Genomic DNA, 22,748 nt, shown 5'->3' with positions numbered 1-22,748 from the left:
CGATGATCAAAGCAAAAACCAGCAAGCCCGCAGAAGGCTCGCGCAGCCGCTCGCAGATCATCGTGCTGTTCATCGCGCTGATCGTGTTCATCATGCTGCTGTTCGCCAATTTCGCTTACCTCAACACCCAGGCCAACTACGACAAACAGTACATCGGCCACGCCGGTGAGCTGCGGGTGCTGTCGCAGCGGATCGCCAAGAACGCCACCGAAGCGGCGGCCGGCAAGTCGGCCGCGTTCAAGCTGCTCAGCGATGCGCGCAACGATTTCGCCCAGCGCTGGGGTTACCTGAAGAAGGGCGATCCGGCCACCGGCCTGCCGCCGGCACCGTCCACCGTGCGCCCGGAAATGCGCGCTGTGCAGCTGGACTGGGAACGCCTGCTGAAAAACACCGACGCCATTCTGTCCAGCGAACAGACCGTACTGTCCCTGCATCAGGTCGCCGCAACCCTGGCCGAAACCGTGCCGCAGTTGCAGATCGAATACGAAAAAGTCGTCGAGATCCTCCTGCAACGCGGCGCCCCGGCGGCGCAGGTGGCGATGGCCCAGCGTCAGTCGCTGCTGGCCGAGCGGATTCTCGGCGCGGTGAATACCGTGCTCTCCGGCGATGAAAACTCGCAACAGGCTGCCGATGCCTTCGGTCGTGACGCCGCGCGTTTTGGTCAGGTGTTGAACGGCATGCTGCAAGGCAACCCGACACTGAAGATCAGCCAGGTCGAAGACCGCGACGCCCGCGCTCGTCTGAGCGAGATTTCCGAGCTGTTCCAGTTCGTCTCGGGCTCAGTGGATGAAATCCTCGAAACCTCGCCGGAGCTGTTCAAGGTCCGCGAGTCCGCCACCAACATTTTCAGCCTGTCGCAGACCCTGCTCGACGAAGCCTCGCACCTGGCCACCGGTTTCGAGAACCTCGCCGGCGGGCGCAACACCGACACCATCGGCGGTTACGTGCTGGGCCTGCTGGCGCTGGCGTCGATCATCCTGATCGGCATGGTCATGGTCCGGGAAACCAACCGGCAGTTGCAGGAAACCGCAGAGAAGAACGAACGCAACCAGAACGCGATCATGCGTCTGCTGGATGAAATCGAAGACCTCGCCGATGGCGACCTGACGGTGACGGCTTCGGTGACCGAAGACTTCACCGGGACCATCGCCGACTCGATCAACTATTCGGTCGACCAGTTGCGCGACCTGGTGGCGACCATCAACCTCACCGCCGGCCAGGTCGCCGCTGCGGTGCAGGAAACCCAGGCCACCGCCATGCACCTGGCCCAGGCTTCGGAGCATCAGGCCCAGCAGATTTCCGAAGCCTCGACCGCGATCAACGACATGGCCCAGTCCATCGATCAGGTGTCGGCCAACGCTGCCGAATCCTCGGCGGTGGCCGAGCGTTCGGTGGAGATTGCCAACAAGGGCAACGAGGTGGTGCACAACACCATCCACGGCATGGACAACATTCGCGAACAGATCCAGGACACCGCCAAACGCATCAAGCGCCTGGGCGAGTCGTCCCAGGAAATCGGCGACATCGTCAGCCTGATCGACGACATTGCCGACCAGACCAACATCCTCGCCCTCAACGCCGCGATTCAGGCCTCGATGGCCGGTGACGCCGGGCGCGGTTTTGCGGTGGTTGCCGACGAAGTACAACGGCTGGCCGAACGTTCGTCCGCCGCGACCCGGCAGATCGAGACACTGGTACGGGCGATCCAGACCGACACCAACGAAGCCGTGATTTCCATGGAACAGACCACCACCGAAGTGGTGCGCGGCGCGCGGCTGGCGCAGGATGCCGGTGTGGCCCTGGAAGAAATCGAAGGCGTGTCCAAGACCCTCGCGGCGCTGATCCAGAGCATTTCCAACGCGGCGCAGCAGCAGACGTCTTCGGCCGGGCAGATTTCCCTGACGATGAACGTGATCCAGCAGATCACCTCGCAGACCTCGTCCGGCTCCACGGCCACCGCCGAAAGCATCGGCAACCTGGCGAAAATGGCCAGCCAGTTGCGGCGTTCGGTGTCCGGGTTCACCTTGCCCGCGGCGGCAGCGCCCGCCACGGACAAGGCGTGAGTTCATGTCGAGCGGAGTGGTTATGGGTGACCGGCACGACTACGTGGCCCTCGAATGGGTCAAGGGCGAAATTGCCGAAACGCTGAGACAGGCGCATCAGGCCATCGAAGCCGTGCTCGACGATCCGCAGTCGGTGCCCGGCCTCGACGAGTGCCTGGCGTGCATCCACCAGGTCCACGGCAGTCTGCAGATGGTCGAGTTCTACGGCGCGGCCTTGCTCGCCGAAGAAATGGAACATCTGGTCGAAGCCCTGCAGAACGATCGCGTCAGCCACCGCGACGAAGCCTTGCACCTGCTGTTGCAGGCCTTCGGCCAATTGCCGATCTACCTCGATCGCGTGCAAGGTGCCCGTCGTGACTTGCCGTTGGTGGTGCTGCCGCTGATCAATGATCTGCGCAGCGCCCGGGGCGAAAGCCTGTTGTCCGAGACCAGCCTGTTCAGCCCGCAATTGCCCGAGCTGCCGCCGCTGAGCCCTGAAGCGTTGGCCCTGCTGGAACCGGCGGATCTGCCCAATGTGCTGCGCAAGTTGCGGCAGATGTTGCAGATGGCACTGGTGGGATTGCTCCGCGAGCAGGACGACCAGACGCATCTCGGTTACCTGAGCAAAGTCTTCACCCGCCTCGAAGCCTTGAGCGGCGAGGCACCGCTGAGCCCGTTGTGGCAGGTCGCCTCGGCGCTGGTCGAGGGCATGCGCGAAGGCCGGATCGCCAACAGCCCGGCCCTGCGCAGCCTGTTCAAGGACGCCGACAAGGAACTCAAGCGTCTGCTCGAGCAAGGCATGGCCGGCCTCAACCAGCCACCGCCGCCCGAGCTGTTCAAAAGCCTGCTGTTCTATATTGCCAAAGCCGAACATCCCACCGGGCAGATGCTGACCATGAAAGATCGCTACTCCCTGGACGACGCGTTGCCCGACAGCGCGATGGTCGACGAAGAACGCGCGCGCCTGGCCGGCCCCGACCGCGATGCCATGCGCTCGGTGCTCGCGGCGTTGTGCGAAGAGCTGGTGCGGGTCAAGGAGCGCCTCGACCTGTTCGTGCGCAGCGACCGCCAGCACACCTCGGATCTGGACAGCCTGCTGGCGCCGCTGCGGCAGATCGCCGACACCCTCGCGGTGCTCGGTTTCGGACAGCCGCGCAAGGTCATCATCGATCAACTGGCGGTGGTGCTCAGCCTCGCTCAGGGTCAGCGCGAACCGAACGACGCCACGTTGATGGACGTCGCCGGTGCCTTGCTTTACGTCGAAGCGACGCTGGCCGGAATGGTCGGCACGGTGGAACCGGAGAGCCCGGAAGACTCGCGCCTGCCGACCACCGACCTGACGCAGATCCATCAGATCGTGATCAAGGAAGCGCGTATCTGCCTGCAACAGGCCAAGGACATGATCGTCGACTACATCGACGCCGACTGGGATCGCCAGCAACTGCAACCGTTGCCAGCGCTGCTGACCCAGGTGCGCGGCGCACTGGCGATGATTCCGTTGACCCGTGCGGCGAGCCTGCTGGAAGCCTGTAACGGGTTCATCCGCGAGCATCTGCTGCTCGATCCCCATGAGCCGGGCTGGCAGCAACTGGATAACCTCGCCGATGTCATCACCAGCCTTGAGTATTACCTCGAACGCCTGACCGATGACCCGCAGGCGCCGAGCGAGCAACTGCTGGACGTGGCGCAGAAAAGCCTGGCCAGCCTCGGCTACTTTCCTGACGAGCCGCCCAGCGAACAACGGGTGCCGCTGCTCGACGATGTGCTCAGCCCCAGCGAAGCGCTGGTGATGCAGGACCTTCAGGAACTCGATGACCCGGACATCGTGCAGTCGCTGGCCGACGTACTGGCCAGCCCGGTGTCGGCGGTCAACCCGCCAGCGCTGACCACGCCCGGCAGTCTGCTGCCGCCACCGGCCGATGAAGAGCCGGTGGACGACGAGTTGCGTGAGGTGTTCCTCGAAGAGACCGAGGAAGTGCTCGATGTGCTGCGCGAATACCTGCCGCGCTGGACCGCCGATCCGCAGGATCGCACAGCCCTGAGCGAACTGCGCCGGGCCTTTCACACCTTGAAAGGCAGCGGTCGAATGGTCCGTGCACTGGTTCTCGGCGAACTGGCCTGGGCGGTGGAAAACCTGCTCAATCGCGTGCTGGAGCACAGCGTCGAGCCGGGCCCGGCGGTGCAACAATTGCTCGCCGATACGTTGCTGTTGCTGCCGGACCTGATTGCCGAATTCGCCATCAACCACCAGCGTCAGCGCCAGGATGTCGATCAGCTGGCGGCTCGCGCCCACGCCTTGGCCAAGGGCGACACGCCGTTGCCGGCCGAAGACGTGGAAGACGTCGCGGCGCTCGACCCATTGTTGCTGGAGATTTTCCGCAACGAAGCCGAAACCCACCTCGCCAGCCTCAACCGCTTCCTCGATCAGGCCGCCGAACACGTGCCGTTGCAGGCCAGCGATGAATTGCAGCGAGCGCTGCACACCCTCAAGGGCAGCGCGTCGATGGCCGGCGTATTGCCGATCGCCGAACTGGCGGCGCCGCTGGACAAACTGGCCCGGGAATTCAAGGCCCACCAACTGGCGCTGGATCTGGACGAAGTGGAATTGCTGCTGGAAGCCGAGGGCCTGTTCCGCGTCGGTCTGCGTCAGCTCAAGCACGATCCGCTGGCGCCGATTGTCGGTGCCCAGTCGTTGATCAAACGCACCGAAACCCTGCTGAGTGAGCGGCTGGAATCGATCCTCAATGCGCCGAGCAGCAGCTTGCGGGTCAAGCGTGATCCGCAACTGATCAACAACTTCCTGGCCCAGGGCATGGACATCCTGCTCGACGCCGAAAACCTCTTGCAACGCTGGCAGCAGCACCCCGGCGAACGCCAGGAACTCAGCGCGTTGCTGGATGAGCTGACGACCCTCGGCGAGGGCGCGCACCTGGCGGATCTGCTGCCGGTGGATGTGTTGTGCGAAGCCTTGCTCGACCTGTATGGCGCGGTGGAAGAAAGCAGCCTGGCGGTCAGCGAGCGGTTCTTCCTTGAGGCGCAACACGCTCACGAAGCGCTGATCAACATGCTCGACGAACTGGCCGCCGGCCAGGAAATCACCCCGCAACCGCAGCGTATTCGAGCGCTGCACGAACTGCTCGACGAAAGCCTCGACCCGTCGGCCATGGGCCTGATTCGCAGCGACGGCAGTCGTACCCTGAGCATTTCGGAGCTGGGCAGCGCCACTGCCGAACTGCAAAAAAGCACCACCGGGATCGCCCCGGATGACGAGATCGTCGAGATCTTCCTCGAAGAGGCGGTGGACATCCTCGACAGCGCCGGGCAAGCCTTGCAGCGCTGGTTGAACGACCCGGAAAACGGCGCGCCGCTGTCGTCGCTGCAACGGGATCTGCACACTCTCAAGGGCGGTGCGCGAATGGCCGAGGTCGAGGCCGTCGGTGATCTTGCCCAGGAACTGGAGAGCCTTTACGAAGGCCTGGTGGATCGCCGCTACAACCATAGCGATGCCTTGGGCCGGCTGTTGCTGCAAAGCCATGACCGCCTGGCGTTGTACCTCGATCAACTGCATGACCATCAGCCGTTGAAACCGGCGCAGGAGCTGATCGACGCGATTCGCCAGTTCCGTCAGGGGCAGGCCGGCAGTCCCGAGACACCGCCCGCCGTCGCCAGCCATGACGGCCCGGGGCACGATCCGGAATTGCTGGAAATCTTCCTCGAAGAAGGTTTCGACATCATCGAAAACTCCGGCGCCGCGCTGCTGCGCTGGCAGGCCGAGCCCGGCAATCGCCAGGAAGTGGAAACCCTGCTGCGCGATCTGCACACCCTCAAGGGCGGCGCGCGGATGGTGGAAATCGGCCCCATCGGCGACCTCGCCCATGAGCTGGAATACCTTTACGAAAGCCTGTCCTCCGGCACCCTGCAGGGCAGCGCCGAACTGTTTGCCCTGTTGCAGCGCGGCCATGACCGGTTGGCACAGATGCTCGACGCGGTGCGCGCCGGCCAGCCGTGCCCGCCAGCGGATCGACTGATCAGCGCGATCCAGAATTTCAGCCACCCGGTGGCCGCACCAACGCCACCGCTGTTGTTGCCGGCGCCGGTTAAAACCGAAGCCACCGCGCCCGTCCCCGAGGCCGGCGCGGACATGGTCAAGGTCTCCGCCGAACTGCTCGATGACCTGGTTAACCTCGCGGGCGAAACCTCGATTTTCCGTGGGCGTATCGAGCAGCAGGTCAGCGATGCACAGACAGCCCTGAACGAGATGGAAACCACCATCGAGCGCATGCGCGATCAGTTGCGCCGGCTCGACACCGAAACCCAGGGGCGGATTCTCAGCCGTCAGCAAGTGGATGCCGAACGTCTGGGCTACGAAGAATTCGACCCGCTGGAAATGGATCGCCATTCGCAGTTGCAGCAGTTGTCCCGGGCGCTGTTCGAATCCGCCTCCGACCTGCTCGACCTCAAGGAAACCCTCGACCGGCGCACCCACGACGCCGAGAACCTGCTGCAACAGCAAGGCCGGATCAACACCGAATTGCAGGAAGGCCTGATGCGCACGCGCATGGTGCCGTTCGAGCGCATGTTGCCGCGACTCAAACGCATCGTCCGTCAGGTCGCCGAAGAGCTGAACAAGGACGTGGCGTTCACCGTCGGCAACGCCGAAGGCGAGATGGATCGCAACGTCCTCGAACGCATGGCCGCACCGCTGGAGCACATGTTGCGCAACGCCGTCGACCATGGTCTGGAGCCGGCCGACGTGCGACTGGCAGCGGGTAAACCGGCCCAAGGACAGATCAGCCTCGACCTGTCCCGTGAGGGCGGCGACATCGTTTTCGACATCCGCGATGACGGCGCCGGCGTGCCGCTGGACGCGGTGCGACGCAAGGCGATCAAGCGTGGCTTGCTGGCGCCGAACGCGGAAATCAGCGACCGCGAAGTGTTGCAGTTCATCCTTCAGCCGGGCTTCTCCACCGCCGAAAAAATCACCCAGATTTCCGGGCGCGGCGTGGGCATGGACGTGGTGCACGAAGAAGTACGGCAACTGGGCGGCACCATGAGCATCGACTCGGTGCCGGGGCAGGGCGTGCACTTTCGCATTCGCCTGCCGTTCACCGTGTCGGTCAACCGTGCGCTGATGGTGCAGTGCGGTGAGGATCAATATGCGATTCCGCTGAACACCATCGACGGCATCGTTCGCGTGTTGCCGAATGAACTGGATGGGCACTTCCGCCACGATCCGCCGCGCTACGAGTACGGCGGCCAGCGTTATGAACTGTGCTACCTGGGCGAGCTGCTGAAAACCGCGCCACGGCCGAAACTGCTCGGCCAGAGCCTGCCGCTGCCAGTGCTGCTGGTGCAATGCAACGAGCGGCACATCGCGGTGCAGGTCGACGCCATGGCCGGCACCCGCGAGATCGTGGTCAAGAGCCTCGGCCCGCAATTCGCGGCGGTGCAGGGCGTGTCCGGGGCGACGATTCTCGGCGATGGCCGGGTGGTGCTGATCCTCGATCTGCTGGCGCCGATCCGCGCGATGCAGGCGCGGTTGCCGCAGCGTCCGACCGGTCACGAGATTGAAAGCGAGCCGCAGAAGCCGCTGCTGGTGATGGTGGTCGACGACTCGGTCACCGTGCGCAAGGTCACCAGCCGTCTGCTCGAACGCCACGGCATGAACGTGCTGACCGCCAAGGACGGGGTCGACGCAATGTTGCTGCTGGAAGAGCACATGCCGGACCTGATGCTGCTCGACATCGAAATGCCGCGCATGGACGGCTTCGAAGTGGCGACCCAGGTGCGCCACGATGAGCGCCTGCAACACCTGCCGATCATCATGATCACTTCGCGCACCGGGCAGAAACACCGCGACCGCGCCATGGCCATCGGCGTCAACGACTACCTCGGCAAGCCGTACCAGGAATCGGTGCTGCTCGAAAGCATTGCCCTGTGGAGCAAAAAACATGCATGAGCGGCGTCATAACCAGCGCAGCAGCCAGCTCACCGGGCTGCTGCTGCCGCTGGCCGATCGCAACCTGATCCTGCCCAACGTCGCTGTGGCCGAGCTGATCGACTACCAGTCCAGCGCCTTCGACCTCGATACACCGCCGTGGTATCTGGGCCGGGTGACCTGGCGCGAACGGCAGATTCCGCTGCTGAGTTTCGAGTCGGCGTGCGGCAACAAGATCGTCATCGGCGAACGGGCACGGATTGTCATCCTCAACGCCCTGGGCGGATTGCCGACGCTGCGCTTCATTGCCTTGCTGGTGCAGGGGATTCCGCGCTCCTACAAGCTCGACAGCCAGTTGAGCTATGTCGACGTGCCGCTGTGTGCTCTGGAGCAGGCGGCGGTGCAGGTTGGGGAGCAGGTGGCGAAGGTGCCGGATCTGTTGGCGCTGGAGAAGCTGTTGGTAGATGCCGGCTTGGCGTAATCGTTACTCCAGGCGTAACGATCACGCGCCGCGCTTGATTGATGCCCCTCGAACACACTCCTAAGGTAGCTCCACGACAGCGAACCCCGTGGAGTGAGCATGACAACAACAATTTCCCCCGACTCGCGCTGGACGCGGCGGCGCGACGAGAAGCAGCGTCGCCTCGACAAGGTGCGCGGGCTGGCCGACGGTGTGGTGTTGCCCACCGACAGGATCGTCGCGGCGCTTGAGGCGCTGATCCTGCCCGGCGACCGTGTGGTGCTGGAGGGCAACAACCAGAAGCAGGCGGATTTTCTTTCCCGTGCGCTGGCCAAGGCCGATCCCGAGAAGCTGCACGACCTGCACATGATCATGCCCAGCGTTGGCCGCTCCGAGCACCTCGACCTGTTCGAACGCGGCATCGCCCGCAAACTCGATTTCTCCTTTGCCGGTACCCAGAGCCTGCGCATCAGCCAGTTGCTCGAAGACGGCTTGCTGGAAATCGGTGCGATTCACACCTACATCGAACTCTACGCCCGGCTGGTGGTGGACCTGATCCCCAACGTCGTGCTCTCGGCCGGGTTTATGGCCGACCGTGCCGGCAACATCTACACCGGCCCGAGCACCGAAGACACCCCGGCGCTGATCGAACCGGCCGCGTTCAGTGACGGCATCGTCATCGTCCAGGTCAATCAACTGGTGGACGACGTCAGCGAACTGCCTCGCGTTGACATTCCTGCGTCGTGGGTGGATTTCGTGGTGGTGGCGGACAAGCCGTTCTACATCGAGCCGCTGTTCACCCGCGACCCTCGGCACATCAAACCTGTGCATGTACTGATGGCGATGATGGCGATCCGCGGGATCTACGAAAAACACAATGTGCAGTCGCTGAACCACGGCATCGGTTTCAACACCGCGGCCATCGAACTGATCCTGCCGACCTACGGCGAATCCCTCGGCCTCAAGGGCAAGATCTGCCGCAACTGGACGCTCAACCCGCACCCGACGCTGATCCCGGCCATCGAAAGCGGCTGGGTCGAAAGCGTGCATTGTTTCGGCACCGAACTGGGGATGGAAAACTACATCGCCGCGCGGCCGGACGTGTTCTTCACCGGGCGTGACGGTTCGCTGCGTTCCAACCGAATGTTCTGCCAACTGGCCGGGCAATACGCGGTGGACCTGTTCATCGGCGCAACCCTGCAAGTCGATGGCGATGGCCATTCCTCCACCGTGACCCGTGGTCGCCTCGCCGGTTTCGGCGGCGCACCGAACATGGGGCACGACCCACGCGGTCGCCGTCACGGCACTCCAGCCTGGCTCGACATGCGTCATGACGATTCGCAGCAACCGATGCTCGAGCGCGGCAAGAAACTCGTGGTGCAAATGGTCGAGACCTTCCAGGAGGGCGGCAAACCGACCTTCGTCGAAACCCTCGATGCGGTGGAGGTGGCGAAGAAAAGCGGCATGCCGCTGGCGCCGATCATGATCTACGGCGACGACGTCACTCACTTGCTCACCGAAGAGGGCATCGCCTACCTGTACAAGGCGCGCTCGCTGGAAGAGCGTCAGGCGATGATCGCTGCGGTGGCCGGCGTTACCGCCATCGGCCTGCGGCACAACCCGAAAGACACCGAACGCATGCGCCGCGAAGGCCTGATCGCCTTGCCCGAAGACCTTGGCATCCGCCGCACCGACGCCACCCGCGAATTGCTCGCGGCGAAGAGCGTGGCCGATCTGGTCGAGTGGTCCGGCGGCCTCTACAACCCGCCCGCCAAGTTCAGGAGCTGGTAATGCACGCACTCAACCTGCAACCCAAAACCATCACCCTCGCGGAACGGCTGGCGGACCTGGCAGTGGACGCGCTGATCGACGAAGCCGATCTGTCGCCGAAACCGGCGCTGGTCGACCGTCGCGGCAATGGTGCGCATACCGATCTGCACCTGGGATTGATGCACGCTTCGGCGCTGGCGCTGTGGCCGGCGTTCAAGGAAATGGCCGAGGCCTCGCTTGAGTTCGGCGAGATCGGCTTGCCGCTGCGTGAAGCCATCGGCCGTATCGGACGGGAAGGGGAGCAAGCGATGCTCGCCACCACCCACGGCGTGAACACCCATCGCGGGGCGATCTGGGCGTTGGGCCTGCTGGTCACGGCCGCTGCGCTGGATACCAAATCCACCAGCGCCAGCGCCGTCACCCTGCGCGCCGCACGTCTGGCGTTGCTCGATGACCGTTATGCGCCGCGCCCGCTGAGCCACGGCGCCCAAGTCGCCCAACGCTACGGCGCTCGCGGTGCCCGGGAAGAAGCGCAGCTCGGCTTCCCGTCCGTAGTGCAGCGCGGCTTGCCGCAGCTCAAACGCAGCCGCGTCGCCGGCCATGGCGAACAGAACGCCCGGCTTGATGCCTTGCTCGCGATCATGACCGACCTCGCCGACACCTGCGTGCTGTATCGCGCCGGTGAACCGGGCCTGCAGGCCATGCAGCACGGAGCCCAGGCAGTGCTCGACGCCGGTGGCAGCGCCAGCCTCACCGGTCGCCGCCGCCTGCACGAACTGGATCAACAACTCATCGCATTGAATGCCTCGCCCGGTGGCGCCGCCGACTTGTTCGCCGCCACGTTGTTGCTCGACCGGATCGAGTGCGACGGCATCCTTCAGGGAGCGTTTTGATGGAAACCTTATCTTTTGAATTCCCCGCCGGGCAGCCTCCACGTGGTCGGGCGCTGGTCGGATGTGTCGGTTCCGGCGATCTGGAAGTGCTGATCGAACCGGGACTGGCCGGCAAGTTGACGATCAACGTGCAGACCTCGGTCAACGGCGCGCAGCAGCGCTGGCAGCATCTGTTTGCGCGGATGTTCGACGGCACCACACCGCCGGCGATGGCCATCGATATCCACGATTTCGGCGCGACCCCGGGCGTGGTGCGCCTGCGTCTGGAACAAGGCTTCGAGGAGATCGGCCATGACTGATACCTCAGCGCTTCTGCATAAGCATTCATTCGTCGAACTCGGCGCCCGGCAGCGGGCGAAAGCCTTGCTCGACGCCGGTACTTTCCGCGAACTGCTCGACCCGTTTCAACGCGTCATGTCGCCATGGCTGGAACGTCAGGGCGTGGTACCGCAGGCCGATGACGGTGTGGTGATCGCCAAGGGCAGCCTCGACGGTTTGCCGGTGGTGATCGCGGCGATTGAAGGCGCGTTTCAGGGCGGCAGCCTCGGTGAAGTCGGCGGCGCCAAAATCGCCGGCGCACTGGAACTGGCTGCCGAGGACAACCGCAAAGGGATCCCGACCCGCGCCATTCTGCTGCTGGAGACCGGTGGCGTGCGCTTGCAGGAAGCCAACCTCGGCCTGGCCGCGATTGCCGATATCCACGCGGCGATTGTCGATCTGCAGCAGTACCAACCCGTGGTCGGCGTGGTGGCCGGCAGCGTCGGTTGCTTTGGCGGGATGTCGATTGCCGCCGCGCTGTGCAGCTATTTGCTGGTGACCCAGGAAGCACGCCTCGGCCTGAACGGTCCGCAGGTGATCGAGCAGGAAGCCGGGATCGAGGAATACGACTCCCGCGACCGGCCCTTCATCTGGAGCCTGACCGGTGGCGAGCAACGTTTCGCCAGTGGCCTGGTGGATCGCTACGTCGCCGATGACGTGGCGCAGATCCGCCAGCAGGTCGGCGAGTTGCTGCAACAAGGCCTGCCGGCGCAACCGCGCAGCCAGCAGGCCGAATGGTTCCTGCAACGTCTGGCGAGCCTGGACACTGACAAGCAAATCGAGCCTTCGGTGGTTCGCGATCTGTATCAAGGAGAGCGCTCATGAGTGGCTATTCCGTGCGCGGTTTGAACTGGTTCAACGCCTTGAGCGCTGGCGCGAATGTGGTTGAAGGTTTGCCGCCATCGTTGAAGGTCGCCGACGGCCCACTTGGGCGCTTTATCGCGGTGGTCGCCGATCCGGAAAACCGTTTCCCTCGCGCTCGCAACGGTGAAGTCGGGTTGCTCGAAGGTTGGGGCCTTGCCAAAGCAGTGGATGACGCGATCACCGCTGACCGCGACAAAGCGCAAAAGCGTCCCTTGATCGCCATCGTCGATGTGCCGAGCCAGGCCTACGGTCGTCGCGAAGAAGCTCTCGGCATTCATCAGGCTCTGGCCGGTGCGGCGGACGCTTACGCCCGCGCTCGTCTGGCCGGGCATCCGGTGATTGCATTGTTGGTAGGCAAGGCCATGTCGGGGGCATTTCTGGCTCACGGTTATCAGGCCAATCGCTTGATCGCCCTGCGTGATCCGGGGGTGATGGTGCATGCGATGGGCAAGGCTTCGGCGGCGCGGGTGACCTTGCGCAGCGTCGAAGAACTGGAAGCTCTGGCCTCCAGCGTGCCGCCGATGGCCTATGACATCGACAGCTACGCCAGCCTCGGCTTGCTCTGGGAAACCCTGTCGGTGCAGCAGATCGAACAGCCGACGGCGGAGGATCTGGCGCGGGTCGGCGAATGCCTGAAGCAAGCCATCGGCGATGTTGCCGCGACTGACTTGAGCAATCGTCTCGGCGCGAAAAATCGCGAAGCCTCCAGCCGCGTACGTGAATTGCTGAGGGCGCAGTGGTGAACAGCGTTCTCGCCCACGACCTGCTGTGGGGCATGACGCCGGCGCAGTTGCCGGCGGATGCGCCGCAGTGGGCGATTGATTCGCTGGCTGCCGGGCAACCGGTGGTGGTGCGGCGGGCGTTGAGTGCTGAGGGATTCGTGGCGGTGGGTGTACGCGGTGTGTTGCGCGAGCAGCGGTTGGCGGCGTTCATGGCCATCGATGCGATTGCTTGTCGGGTCAGCCCGGAAGCCCTTTGTCATGTCGAGAGCGAGCGTGATCTACCGGTCATGCAAGCGCTCCGGCAACTGCGGCCGGTGCTTGATGATTGCGGTTGGATCTGGGGCGTCAGTGGCAGTGCCGGGTTTGAGCTTGCGAGCGGCTTTGCGGCAATGCACGAGGCCAGCGATCTCGACTTGATCCTGCGAGCGCCGCAACTGATGACCCGTAATCAGGCGCGCAAACTGGTGGCGCTTTTCGATCAGGCAGCCTGCCGGGTCGACCTGCAATTGCAGACACCATTCGGTGCCGTCGCGCTGCGCGAGTGGGCCGGGAATGCTGCGCGGGTGCTGCTGAAAAATGCCCATGAAGCCTGTCTGGTCAGCGACCCATGGAACCCGCAGGAGCAGGCAGCGTGAGCAGTCTGCTGGTGTTTCCCGGTCAGGGCGCGCAGCAGCCCGGCATGCTCCAGCGTTTGCCTCGGGAAACACTGATCGAGGCCAGTGATGGGCTCGGTGAAGATGTCTTGCGGCTGGATTCCAGCGAAGCGTTGCGCAGCACCCGGGCGGTTCAGCTCTGTCTGCTGATCGCCGGAGTCGCAGCCTCGCGGCAGCTATTACAGGACGGACTCACCGCAGATTACGTGGCCGGCCTGTCCATCGGTGCCTACCCGGCAGCCGTGGTTGCCGGAGCGTTGAGCTTCAGCGATGCGTTGCATCTGGTCAGCCTGCGGGGTGAGTTGATGCAGCAGGCTTATCCACAGGGCTTCGGCATGACCGCGATCATCGGTCTGCAATTGTCCACAGTCGAAATGTTGCTCTCGCAGGTGCACAGCGCAGAAACACCGGTGTACCTGGCCAACATCAACGCCGATAACCAGGTGGTGATTGCCGGCAGTGACAAGGCGATGCAAGTGGTCGCCGAGTTGGCGCGCAGTCGTGGTGCCGGGCTGGCAAAACGTCTGGCGGTCAGCGTGCCGTCGCACTGCCCGTTGCTGGATGAGCCTGCGCAAACCCTCGCCGAGGCGTTCGCCAGGGTTGAACTGAAAACACCGAAAATCGCTTACCTGAGCGGCAGTCGCGCAAGGCCTGTGACCAAGGTAGAAGCGCTGCGCGACGACCTCGCCTTCAACATGTGCCGCGTGGTGGACTGGCGCGGCACCGTGCAAAGCGCTTACGAGCGCGGCGTACGTTTACAGATCCAACTGCCGCCCGGTGCGGTGCTGACCGGGCTGGCGCGCCGGGTGTTCGAACAGGGGACTGTCACTGCCTTCGACAGTGCCCGGCTCGACACCTTGCAGGCGCTGTTGCGAGAGGAGGAGGGCCGCCGACTCTAGACCGCCGCGACTCAGGCTTCGAACAACAAAAACAACATTCGACGATGCACTTTGAGGACTACAACAATGATTATTTACGGTGTGGCGCTGCTGGCGATCTGTACGCTGGCAGGGGTGATCATGGGTGACCTGCTTGGCGTGCTGCTGGGGGTCAAATCCAACGTCGGCGGGGTCGGCATCGCCATGATCCTGTTGATCTGCGCGCGGTTGTGGATGCAGAAACGCGGCGGCATGACCAAGGATTGCGAGATGGGCGTCGGCTTCTGGGGCGCCATGTACATTCCTGTGGTGGTGGCGATGGCCGCGCAACAGAACGTCGTCACCGCCCTGCACGGCGGCCCGGTGGCGGTGCTGGCGGCAATCGGTTCGGTGGTGGTCTGTGGCTGCACGATTGCGCTGATCAGCCGTACCCACAAGGGCGAACCGTTGCCCGACGAGCCGGCGGAAGTCTCCCCGGTCGGCACGCCCGTAGGAGGTCGCTGATATGTGGGATCTCATTGAAAAAGGTCTGGAGCACAACGGTCTGGTCACCGCGTTCGCCTTCGTCGGCGTGATCATGTGGATCTCGGTGATTCTCTCCAAACGCCTGACGTTCGGGCGGATTCACGGCTCGGCGATTGCCATCGTCATCGGCCTGGTGCTGGCCTGGGTTGGCGGCACCATGACCGGTGGGCAGAAAGGACTGGCGGATCTTTCGCTGTTCTCCGGCATTGGCTTGATGGGCGGCGCGATGCTGCGGGATTTCGCCATCGTTGCCACGGCTTTCGAGGTGCAGGCGACTGAGGCGAAGAAGGCCGGGTTGATTGGTGTGATCGCGCTGCTGCTGGGCACGATCCTGCCGTTCATAGTCGGCGCGTGCATGGCCTGGGCGTTCGGTTACCGCGATGCGGTAAGCATGACCACCATCGGCGCGGGTGCGGTGACTTATATCGTCGGGCCTGTGACCGGCGCAGCGATTGGCGCGACCTCGGATGTGATGGCGTTGTCGATTGCCACCGGGTTGATCAAGGCGATTCTGGTGATGGTCGGCACGCCGGTGGCGGCGCGCTGGATGGGCCTGGATAACCCGCGTTCGGCGATGGTGTTCGGCGGGTTGGCCGGGACCGTGAGTGGCGTGACGGCCGGGTTGGCGGCGACGGATCGGCGGCTGGTGCCTTATGGGGCGTTGACGGCTACGTTTCACACCGGGCTTGGGTGCCTGCTTGGGCCATCGCTGTTGTTCTTCATCGTGCGTGGAATTGTTGGCTAGGTTCTGAAGATTGCTCCCACGCAGAGCGTGGGAGCAATCATTGGGTGGTCTGGCGATTGGCATACATCCGACACTCCGCCAGCAACGCCAGCAGATTCGGATCCCGCTCCTTGGCCTTCAGGAACACCACGCCAATGTGCTGTTGCAACCGATACTTTTCCTGCAACGGAATCAGCTTCACCCGGTTCTCGTACACCGCCGCAATCCTCCCCGGCAGCAATGCATAACCGACCCCGGAGCTGACCATGCTCAGCAGGGTGAAGATGTCATTGACCTGCATCGCCACCTTCGGCTCGAACCCCGCCTGGCGGAACACCCGAATACCGTCCTGATGGGTGGCAAAGCCTTGGGTGAGGGTGATAAAGGTTTCGTCGCGCACCTCCGCCAGATCCACTTCGCTGCGTTGGGCGAAGCGGGAATCGGCCGGCGTGGCGAGAAAGATGTCGTCGGAAAACAGTGGAATCTGCTCGCAGTCCGGGTCGTTGACGCTGTCGTCCAGCGACACCAGGATCGCATCGACTTCCATGTTTTTCAGCTTGTAGAGCAGGTCGATGTTCGAGCCGAGGATCAGGTCGATGTTGAGTTCGCTGCGGCGGATCTTCAGGCCCATGATCAGCTGCGGCACGGTCTTCACCGTCAGCGAATACAGCGAGCCGAGCTTGAAGCGTTCAGCCGAGAACCCGGCGGCTTCGCGGGTCAGGCGCACGCTTTCGACCACGTCCTGAATCAGCTTCTGCGCCCGCTCTTCGAGTACATAGGCGCTCTCCAGCGGCGTCAGGTTGCGTCCTTCGTGCTTGAACAACGGGCAGCGCAGGGCGCTTTCCAGCGAATGGATCGCGCGGTGCACGCTGACGTTGCTGGTCTGCAACTCGGCGGCGGCGCGGGCGAGGTTGCCGGTGCGCATGAAGGCGAGGAACACCTCGAGTTTCTTCAGGGTCAATTCTTCGTCGATCAGCATGGCGCGGACTCTTCTTGGTATCGGTCGATTGTGCCCAAATATCAGGACAGGCGCAGGCCCGCGTTGAACGGAAACATTGCGCTTTTACGCTCAAGGCCCGAGCCTTGCGCGCTGCGGTAATGAAATCGAGGTGTGCGACACATGTATCACGGAGAAAAACTGAACGCCTGGACGCATCTGGTCGGGGCGATAGCGGCGTTTATCGGGGGCGTCTGGATGCTGGTGATTGCCAGCCTCGACGGCAGCCCGTGGAAGATCGTCAGCGTGGCGATTTACGCTTTCACTTTGCTGGTGCTCTACAGCGCATCCACCGTGTACCACAGCGTGCGCGGGCGCAAGAAAGCGATCATGAAGAAGGTCGATCACTTTTCGATCTACCTGCTGATCGCCGGCAGTTACACGCCGTTCTGCCTGGTGACCCTGCGCGGGCCGTGGGGCTGGACGCTGTTCGGGATTGTCTGGGGACTGGCGCTGATCGGCATCCTGCAAGAGATCAAGCCGCGCTCGGAGGCGCGGATCCTGTCGATCGTGATCTACGCGGTGATGGGCTGGATCGTGCTGGTGGCGGTCAAGCCGCTGATCGCGGCGCTGGGGACGGCGGGGTTTGCCTGGCTGGCGTCGGGCGGCGTGTTGTACACCGTCGGGATCATCTTCTTTGCCCTTGATCACCGGTTGCGGCATGCCCACGGGATCTGGCATCTGTTTGTGATCGCCGGGAGCCTGCTGCATTTTGTGGCGATTCTGTTTTACGTTCTGTAATCGCTCCCACAGGTTTAGAAATCACCCCACAGTTGCTGCGCCACCGCCAGCGCCACAACCGGCGCGGTCTCGGTGCGCAGCACGCGCGGGCCGAGGCGGGCGGCGTGGAAGCCGTTGCCTTTGGCCTGCTCGACTTCGGCGTCGGACAAGCCGCCTTCAGGGCCGATCAGGAACGCCAGGGTCGATGGCTTGGCGTGGCTGACCAAGGGTTCGGCCACCGGGTGCAGAACCAGTTTCAGTTCGGCTTCGGTCTGTTTCAACCAGTCGGCCAGCAACACCGGCGGATGAATCACCGGCACCCGCGAACGACCGCATTGCTCGCAAGCGCTGATCGCTACCTGACGCCAGTGCAGCAGGCGTTTGTCGGCGCGTTCATCCTTGAGGCGGACTTCGCAGCGTTCGCTGAAAATCGGGGTGATTTCGTTGACGCCCAGTTCGGTGGCTTTCTGGATCGCCCAGTCCATCCGCTCGCCTCGGGACAGGCCCTGGCCGAGGTGGATTTGCAACGGCGACTCGACCTGGCCGGCGAACTGCTCGTCGATCCTGACCGTCACGCGCTTCTTGCCGACTTCCAGCAGTGCACCGCGAAACTCGTGGCCGGAACCGTCGAACATCTGCACCGCATCGCCCTCGGCCATGCGCAGCACGCGGCTGATGTAATGCGCCTGGGCTTCCGGCAGTTCGTGGTCGCCAATGCTGAGCGGGGCGTCGATAAAGAAGCGGGACAGTCTCATGGTGGTTCTCTAGAAAATTGGATCAGGATCGCTGTTGTGGCGAGTGACGCTTAGCCCGGATCGCGGAAACCGGGATGGAAATCCTTCGGCACCGCCACGCTGACACTGTCACGGGTGGCGATGTCGATGCCTTCGCTGGCGACTTCGGCGAGGAAGTCGATCTGCTCCGGGGTGATCACGTACGGCGGCAGGAAATACACCACGCTGCCCAGCGGACGCAGCAACGCGCCACGCTCCAGCGCATGCTGGAACACCTTCAGGCCGCGACGTTCCTGCCACGGATAGGCTTCTTTCGTGGCCTTGTCCTTGACCATCTCGATGGCCAGCACCATGCCGGTCTGGCGGACTTCGGAAACGTTCGGGTGATCCACCAGATGCGCCGTGGACGACGCCATCCGTTGAGCCAGCGCCCGATTGTTCTCGATCACGTTGTCCTGTTCAAAGATATCCAGCGTCGCCAGCGCCGCCGCACAGGCCAGCGGGTTGCCGGTGTAGCTGTGCGAATGCAGGAAGGCGCGCAGGCTCGGGTAATCGTCGTAGAACGCGCTGTACACCTCGTTGGTGGTCAGGCACGCCGCCAATGGCAGATAACCGCCGGTCAGGGCTTTCGACAGGCACAGGAAGTCCGGGCGGATGCCGGCCTGTTCGCAGGCGAACATCGTTCCGGTACGGCCGAAACCGACAGCGATTTCATCGTGGATCAGGTGCACACCGTAACGGTCGCAGGCCTCGCGCAGCAGCTTGAGATAGACCGGGTGATACATGCGCATGCCGCCGGCGCCCTGGATCAGCGGCTCGACGATCACCGCAGCGACGCTGTCATGATTTTCCGCCAGGGTCTGTTCCATGGCCGCGAACATGTTGCGCGAATGCTCTTCCCAGCTCATGCCCTGGGGGCGCAGGTAGCAATCGGGGCTCGGCACCTTGATGGTGTCCATCAGCAGCGCTTTGTAGGTTTCGGTGAACAGCGGCACGTCGCCGACCGCCATCGCCGCCATGGTTTCGCCGTGGTAGCTGTTGGTCAGGGTGACGAAGCGCTTCTTGTTCGACTGGCCGCGGTTGAGCCAGTAGTGAAAGCTCATTTTCAGTGCGACTTCGATGCAGGACGAGCCGTTATCGGCGTAGAACACCCGGTTCAGGCCCTCTGGCGTCATTTTCACCAGGCGCTCGGACAGCTCGATCACCGGCTGATGGCTGAAACCGGCCAGAATCACGTGTTCCAGCTGATCGACCTGATCCTTGATGCGCTGGTTGATGCGCGGGTTGGCGTGACCGAACACGTTGACCCACCAGGAACTGACGGCATCCAGATAGCGCTTGCCTTCGAAATCTTCCAGCCAGACGCCTTCACCGCGCTTGATCGGGATCAGCGGCAGCTGTTCGTGGTCTTTCATCTGGGTGCAGGGATGCCACAACACCGCGAGATCGCGTTGCATCCACTGGTTGTTCAGGCCCATGTTCAGTCTCCTCGAGGCGGCTCGCGTCAGGCGCGGGCAAACAATCGCGCAAGCCTATGCAATGCGTCGCGTCGGGACAACCCATTGTGTCGATTGAGCTACTTTGTATGGGCCGATAGACGTTGCTGGCGGCGTTTTGATGGCTGACGTATTCTTCGCGGTTCTTTGGGTCGTCTGACCCGCAAAACTGCTTTTTCCTACGTGTTTTTCCGGAGTTCGCTGAATGTCTGTCGGTTGGCTGCGCGCCTGTGCGCTTGTGGTGTTGGGGCTGTTTAGCGTTACGGCGCTGGCCAAGGATAAAACCGCGATCGTGATCGGCGGCGGCCTGTCGGGCCTGACTGCGGCTTACGAACTGCAGAACAAGGGCTGGCAGGTGACGCTGCTGGAAGCCAAGCCGAGCCTGGGCGGTCGCTCGGGCATGGCCACCAGCGAGTGGATCGGCAACGACAAGGCTCAGCCGGTGCTTAACAAATACGTGTCGACCTTCAAGCTGAGCACCACGCCGGCCCCTGAATTCGTGCGGACCCCGGGTTACCTGATCGACGGCGAGTATTTCTCCGCCGCCGACCTGGCCACCAAGCAACCGGCCACCGCCCAGGCGCTGAAGGCCTACGAGAAGACCCGCGACGATCTGGCGCGTTCGATTGACGATCCGCAGAACCCGGCCGCGACCAACACCCTGCACGCCCTGGACCAGATCAACGTGTCGAGCTGGCTCGACAAGCAGAACCTGCCAGCCACCGCGCGTCAGCTGATCAACCAGGATATCCGCACCCACTACGACGAACCTTCGCGCCTGTCGCTGCTGTATTTCGCGCAGCAGAGCCGGGTTTATCGCGGCGTGTCCGACCGTGACCTGCGCGCTTCGCGTCTGGTCGGTGGCAGCCCGGTGCTGGCCCAGGCCTTCGTCAAGCAGCTGAAAACCATCAAGACCGATTCGCCGGTGTCCGCCATCACCCAGGACAAGGACGGCGTGACCGTCAAGGTCGGCAGCGTTGGCTATTCGGCGGATTACGTCGTATTGGCCGTGCCACTGCGCGCGCTTAACAAGATCCAGCTGACCCCGGCGCTGGACGCCCAGCACCTGGCTGCGATCAAGGGCACCAACTACGGCTGGCGCGACCAGATCATGCTGAAATTCAAGACGCCAGTGTGGGAAAGCAAGGCGCGGATGTCCGGCGAGATCTACAGCAACACCGGTCTGGGCATGTTGTGGATCGAGCCGGCCCTGAAGGGCGGCGCGAACGTGGTGATCAACCTGTCCGGCGACAACGCCCGTGTGATGCAGGCCTTCGGCGACAAGCAGATGGTCGATCAGGTGCTGATCCGTCTGCACACGTTTTATCCACAGGCCCGTGGCTCGTTCACCGGTTATGAAATCCGTCGCTACAGCACCGACCCGTCGACTGGCGGCTCCTACCTGGCCTTCGGTCCAGGCCAGATCAGCAAATTCTGGCGCCTGTGGGAACGTCCGCTGCAACGCGTAGCGTTTGCCGGCGAACACACCGACACCTTGTACCCGGGCACCCTGGAAGGCGCACTGCGCACCGGTCAGCGTGCGGCCAGTCAGGTTGAAGACCTGGCGGCGGGCAAATCCTTCGAACCGATCAAGGTCGGCCCGGCAGCGGCCACCGCAGCAGCGGCGGCAGGCGCAGCGGGTGCGGCCACGGCGGCGAAGAAAGGCAACTTCTTCACCAACCTGTTCGGCGGTTCGGACGACGACAAGAAACCGGAGCCAGTGAAAGCGCCAGAGCCGGCACCTGCTCCAGCCGCTCCAGCGCCTGCACCGACCCCGGCTCCTGCGCCAGCTCCGGTGGAAGCACCGAAGCCAGCAGCCCCGGCGAAAGCCGAGCCGGCCAAGAAAGCGGCAGCCAAGCCAGCAGCGAAGAAACCTGCGGCGAAGGCCGAGGCGAAAAAAGCCCCGGCCAAACCTGCAGCGAAAAAGGCTGAGCCGGCGAAGAAGCCAGCCGCCAAACCGGCTCCGGCGGCAGCGACCGATACCAAGGCGCAGTAACCGTCAGGCATAAAAAAACGCGGCTCAAGGGCCGCGTTTTTTATATCTGAATCTTGGGCAGGTTTTTTACAGAGCATCACAGTCCTACATGCATCGGCGATGTATCGGATGCTTCCCACAGAAATACAGGAAAGAAGCGATTGAGGGCGCCTCAGCTTGATTCTATGTTCTTCAATAAATTTGGAGGGCGATATGCAAGCAGTAGTTCTGATTGTTATGTTGGTCGCACTGTCCGGCTGTGTGGATGGTCGATTGGTACTTAAAGGTCATGATTCCGAGTTGGCCCATAAGTGTCGGATAGATCCCTATAAGCCTGATTGTCTCGATCCGCCGCCGTTGTTCAAAAGCTCTTGAAGTCGGGAATTTGGCTGTGATTAGAGACACCTCTCAGGAAAACGTCCACTCATAAACGTCTATCCCGTCCGGCAGCTTTCTCAGCTACCTTGGTTTTGGCTTCTGGATACGGCCGGGGATGAAGCCAAAGCGCGCCCAGCGCAGGCTTCCTGTGCGCTGGTCGTATATCACCAGATTCCCATCGTTCTGTATCACCAGGCAGGTGTTGTACCAAAGTGATTTGTTAGTGCTGTGGGTACTTTCAGCAATCCATATTCGCTTTCTGGAAGCGTCATAAAGGAAACCGTTATTACTGATTACAAACTGTAGGGGCTGATGCATTCTTTTCTGATGCAAGGTCAAACTGTGGGGTTGATGTGCATCTGCAATCCAGACTACAGCCTCTCCATCCTGAATTATCAAATTCCCATCTGCCTGCAATATCAGTCGGAATCGCCCGTTCTCGGATATCAGGAATTGCCCCGCTGACATCGTTTGGTTCGGCGGCAATACTGATGAGCCACTTGCTTGGAATGGGGTGTAACGAATAGCCATGTGTTTCACCTTTTATGTGAGATGTTGAACACTCATTCAATCAAGTTGAAATACACAATTGGCTATACATATTGCTTGGCTGAAACATTTTTTTCCTTGTAATCGATCCCTCAAGGAGAGCGTCTTCCTG

18 protein-coding genes are annotated in these 22,748 nt (G+C 62.8%); 14 read left to right on the top strand and 4 right to left on the bottom strand.

Annotated elements, in window-relative coordinates:
• Positions 1-2: 2 nt before the first annotated feature.
• From AC1RMX_RS01010 to madM, 12 genes are all read left to right on the top strand, one after another.
• Positions 3-2,063 (top strand): methyl-accepting chemotaxis protein, encoded by a 2,061-nt coding sequence (locus AC1RMX_RS01010; protein WP_096817628.1) that lies wholly within the window; start codon positions 3-5, stop codon positions 2,061-2,063.
• 22 nt (positions 2,064-2,085) lie between these two features.
• A complete protein-coding gene (locus tag AC1RMX_RS01005) occupies positions 2,086-8,001 on the top strand; it encodes an Hpt domain-containing protein (RefSeq protein ID WP_493070114.1) in 5,916 nt (1,971 codons plus the stop codon).
• Positions 7,994-8,461, top strand: a complete 468-nt coding sequence (locus tag AC1RMX_RS01000) for a chemotaxis protein CheW (RefSeq protein WP_096817632.1) — start codon at positions 7,994-7,996, stop codon at positions 8,459-8,461. Before AC1RMX_RS01005 ends, AC1RMX_RS01000 begins: the two co-directional genes overlap by 8 nt.
• 99 nt (positions 8,462-8,560) lie before the next feature.
• On the top strand, positions 8,561-10,231 hold the full coding sequence (gene mdcA, locus AC1RMX_RS00995; RefSeq protein WP_096817634.1) for a malonate decarboxylase subunit alpha: 1,671 nt from the start codon (positions 8,561-8,563) through the stop codon (positions 10,229-10,231).
• Complete coding sequence (locus AC1RMX_RS00990; protein WP_493070112.1) at positions 10,231-11,103, top strand: triphosphoribosyl-dephospho-CoA synthase; 873 nt, start codon at positions 10,231-10,233, stop codon at positions 11,101-11,103. Before mdcA ends, AC1RMX_RS00990 begins: the two co-directional genes overlap by 1 nt.
• Complete coding sequence (locus AC1RMX_RS00985) at positions 11,103-11,402, top strand: malonate decarboxylase subunit delta (RefSeq protein WP_003229075.1); 300 nt, start codon at positions 11,103-11,105, stop codon at positions 11,400-11,402. The genes AC1RMX_RS00990 and AC1RMX_RS00985 overlap by 1 nt, the downstream gene beginning before the upstream one ends.
• Positions 11,395-12,246 (top strand): biotin-independent malonate decarboxylase subunit beta, encoded by an 852-nt coding sequence (locus tag AC1RMX_RS00980; protein ID WP_192559202.1) that lies wholly within the window; start codon positions 11,395-11,397, stop codon positions 12,244-12,246. The genes AC1RMX_RS00985 and AC1RMX_RS00980 overlap by 8 nt, the downstream gene beginning before the upstream one ends.
• Positions 12,243-13,028, top strand: coding sequence for a biotin-independent malonate decarboxylase subunit gamma (mdcE, locus tag AC1RMX_RS00975; RefSeq protein ID WP_493070109.1), 786 nt, complete (start codon positions 12,243-12,245; stop codon positions 13,026-13,028). The genes AC1RMX_RS00980 and mdcE overlap by 4 nt, the downstream gene beginning before the upstream one ends.
• Complete coding sequence (locus AC1RMX_RS00970; protein WP_096817640.1) at positions 13,022-13,642, top strand: malonate decarboxylase holo-ACP synthase; 621 nt, start codon at positions 13,022-13,024, stop codon at positions 13,640-13,642. The genes mdcE and AC1RMX_RS00970 overlap by 7 nt, the downstream gene beginning before the upstream one ends.
• Positions 13,639-14,559: a malonate decarboxylase subunit epsilon gene (mdcH, locus tag AC1RMX_RS00965; protein WP_493070107.1), complete on the top strand. Its 921-nt coding sequence runs from the start codon at positions 13,639-13,641 to the stop codon at positions 14,557-14,559. Before AC1RMX_RS00970 ends, mdcH begins: the two co-directional genes overlap by 4 nt.
• 66 nt (positions 14,560-14,625) lie before the next feature.
• The gene (madL, locus tag AC1RMX_RS00960) at positions 14,626-15,042 is read left to right on the top strand and encodes a malonate transporter subunit MadL (protein ID WP_085709094.1); all 417 of its coding nucleotides are present in this window, start codon (positions 14,626-14,628) and stop codon (positions 15,040-15,042) included.
• Between the two features lies 1 nt (position 15,043).
• On the top strand, positions 15,044-15,808 hold the full coding sequence (gene madM, locus AC1RMX_RS00955; protein WP_493070105.1) for a malonate transporter subunit MadM: 765 nt from the start codon (positions 15,044-15,046) through the stop codon (positions 15,806-15,808).
• Positions 15,809-15,845: 37 nt separating this feature from the next.
• Here the strand turns inward: madM and AC1RMX_RS00950 are convergent, their stop codons facing one another.
• Entirely contained in the window at positions 15,846-16,766 is a 921-nt protein-coding gene (locus AC1RMX_RS00950) for a LysR family transcriptional regulator (protein WP_096817646.1), read from the bottom strand.
• 141 nt (positions 16,767-16,907) lie between these two features.
• Between AC1RMX_RS00950 and trhA the strand changes: the two genes are divergently transcribed.
• Positions 16,908-17,525, top strand: coding sequence for a PAQR family membrane homeostasis protein TrhA (gene trhA / locus AC1RMX_RS00945; RefSeq protein WP_039757573.1), 618 nt, complete (start codon positions 16,908-16,910; stop codon positions 17,523-17,525).
• 14 nt (positions 17,526-17,539) lie between these two features.
• On the opposite strand, the gene AC1RMX_RS00940 is transcribed toward trhA, so the two are convergent.
• Both AC1RMX_RS00940 and AC1RMX_RS00935 read right to left on the bottom strand, forming a co-directional pair.
• Positions 17,540-18,259: a 16S rRNA (uracil(1498)-N(3))-methyltransferase gene (locus tag AC1RMX_RS00940; protein ID WP_493070102.1), complete on the bottom strand. Its 720-nt coding sequence runs from the start codon at positions 18,257-18,259 to the stop codon at positions 17,540-17,542.
• Between the two features lie 50 nt (positions 18,260-18,309).
• Positions 18,310-19,716 carry an adenosylmethionine--8-amino-7-oxononanoate transaminase gene (locus tag AC1RMX_RS00935; protein ID WP_493070100.1) on the bottom strand — a complete coding sequence of 469 codons (1,407 nt, stop codon included), beginning with the start codon at positions 19,714-19,716 and terminating at the stop codon, positions 18,310-18,312.
• Between the two features lie 223 nt (positions 19,717-19,939).
• Between AC1RMX_RS00935 and AC1RMX_RS00930 the strand changes: the two genes are divergently transcribed.
• Positions 19,940-21,730 (top strand): flavin monoamine oxidase family protein, encoded by a 1,791-nt coding sequence (locus AC1RMX_RS00930; protein WP_493070098.1) that lies wholly within the window; start codon positions 19,940-19,942, stop codon positions 21,728-21,730.
• Positions 21,731-22,168: 438 nt separating this feature from the next.
• On the opposite strand, the gene AC1RMX_RS00925 is transcribed toward AC1RMX_RS00930, so the two are convergent.
• On the bottom strand, positions 22,169-22,618 hold the full coding sequence (locus AC1RMX_RS00925; RefSeq protein ID WP_493070096.1) for a hypothetical protein: 450 nt from the start codon (positions 22,616-22,618) through the stop codon (positions 22,169-22,171).
• Positions 22,619-22,748: the final 130 nt, after the last annotated feature.

The sequence above is a fragment of the Pseudomonas sp. GW822-FHT03F04 genome, from assembly GCF_058801405.1.
The sequence above is the reverse complement of the archived record's forward strand: the minus strand, read 5'-3'. Positions and strand labels throughout refer to the sequence as shown.

What these genes read in the sequence shown, in the direction of transcription:
- madM (WP_493070105.1), top strand. Translation starts at nt 15,044, where the DNA reads ATGTGGGATCTCATTGAAAAAGGTCTGGAGCACAACGGTCTGGTCACC.
- AC1RMX_RS00950 (WP_096817646.1), bottom strand. Translation starts at nt 16,766, where the DNA reads ATGCTGATCGACGAAGAATTGACCCTGAAGAAACTCGAGGTGTTCCTC.
- AC1RMX_RS00980 (WP_192559202.1), top strand. Translation starts at nt 11,395, where the DNA reads ATGACTGATACCTCAGCGCTTCTGCATAAGCATTCATTCGTCGAACTC.
- AC1RMX_RS00985 (WP_003229075.1), top strand. Translation starts at nt 11,103, where the DNA reads ATGGAAACCTTATCTTTTGAATTCCCCGCCGGGCAGCCTCCACGTGGT.
- AC1RMX_RS01010 (WP_096817628.1), top strand. Translation starts at nt 3, where the DNA reads ATGATCAAAGCAAAAACCAGCAAGCCCGCAGAAGGCTCGCGCAGCCGC.
- AC1RMX_RS01000 (WP_096817632.1), top strand. Translation starts at nt 7,994, where the DNA reads ATGCATGAGCGGCGTCATAACCAGCGCAGCAGCCAGCTCACCGGGCTG.
- AC1RMX_RS00990 (WP_493070112.1), top strand. Translation starts at nt 10,231, where the DNA reads ATGCACGCACTCAACCTGCAACCCAAAACCATCACCCTCGCGGAACGG.
- mdcE (WP_493070109.1), top strand. Translation starts at nt 12,243, where the DNA reads ATGAGTGGCTATTCCGTGCGCGGTTTGAACTGGTTCAACGCCTTGAGC.
- AC1RMX_RS01005 (WP_493070114.1), top strand. Translation starts at nt 2,086, where the DNA reads ATGGGTGACCGGCACGACTACGTGGCCCTCGAATGGGTCAAGGGCGAA.
- mdcA (WP_096817634.1), top strand. Translation starts at nt 8,561, where the DNA reads ATGACAACAACAATTTCCCCCGACTCGCGCTGGACGCGGCGGCGCGAC.
- madL (WP_085709094.1), top strand. Translation starts at nt 14,626, where the DNA reads ATGATTATTTACGGTGTGGCGCTGCTGGCGATCTGTACGCTGGCAGGG.
- trhA (WP_039757573.1), top strand. Translation starts at nt 16,908, where the DNA reads ATGTATCACGGAGAAAAACTGAACGCCTGGACGCATCTGGTCGGGGCG.
- AC1RMX_RS00925 (WP_493070096.1), bottom strand. Translation starts at nt 22,618, where the DNA reads ATGGCTATTCGTTACACCCCATTCCAAGCAAGTGGCTCATCAGTATTG.
- AC1RMX_RS00935 (WP_493070100.1), bottom strand. Translation starts at nt 19,716, where the DNA reads ATGGGCCTGAACAACCAGTGGATGCAACGCGATCTCGCGGTGTTGTGG.
- AC1RMX_RS00940 (WP_493070102.1), bottom strand. Translation starts at nt 18,259, where the DNA reads ATGAGACTGTCCCGCTTCTTTATCGACGCCCCGCTCAGCATTGGCGAC.
- AC1RMX_RS00930 (WP_493070098.1), top strand. Translation starts at nt 19,940, where the DNA reads ATGTCTGTCGGTTGGCTGCGCGCCTGTGCGCTTGTGGTGTTGGGGCTG.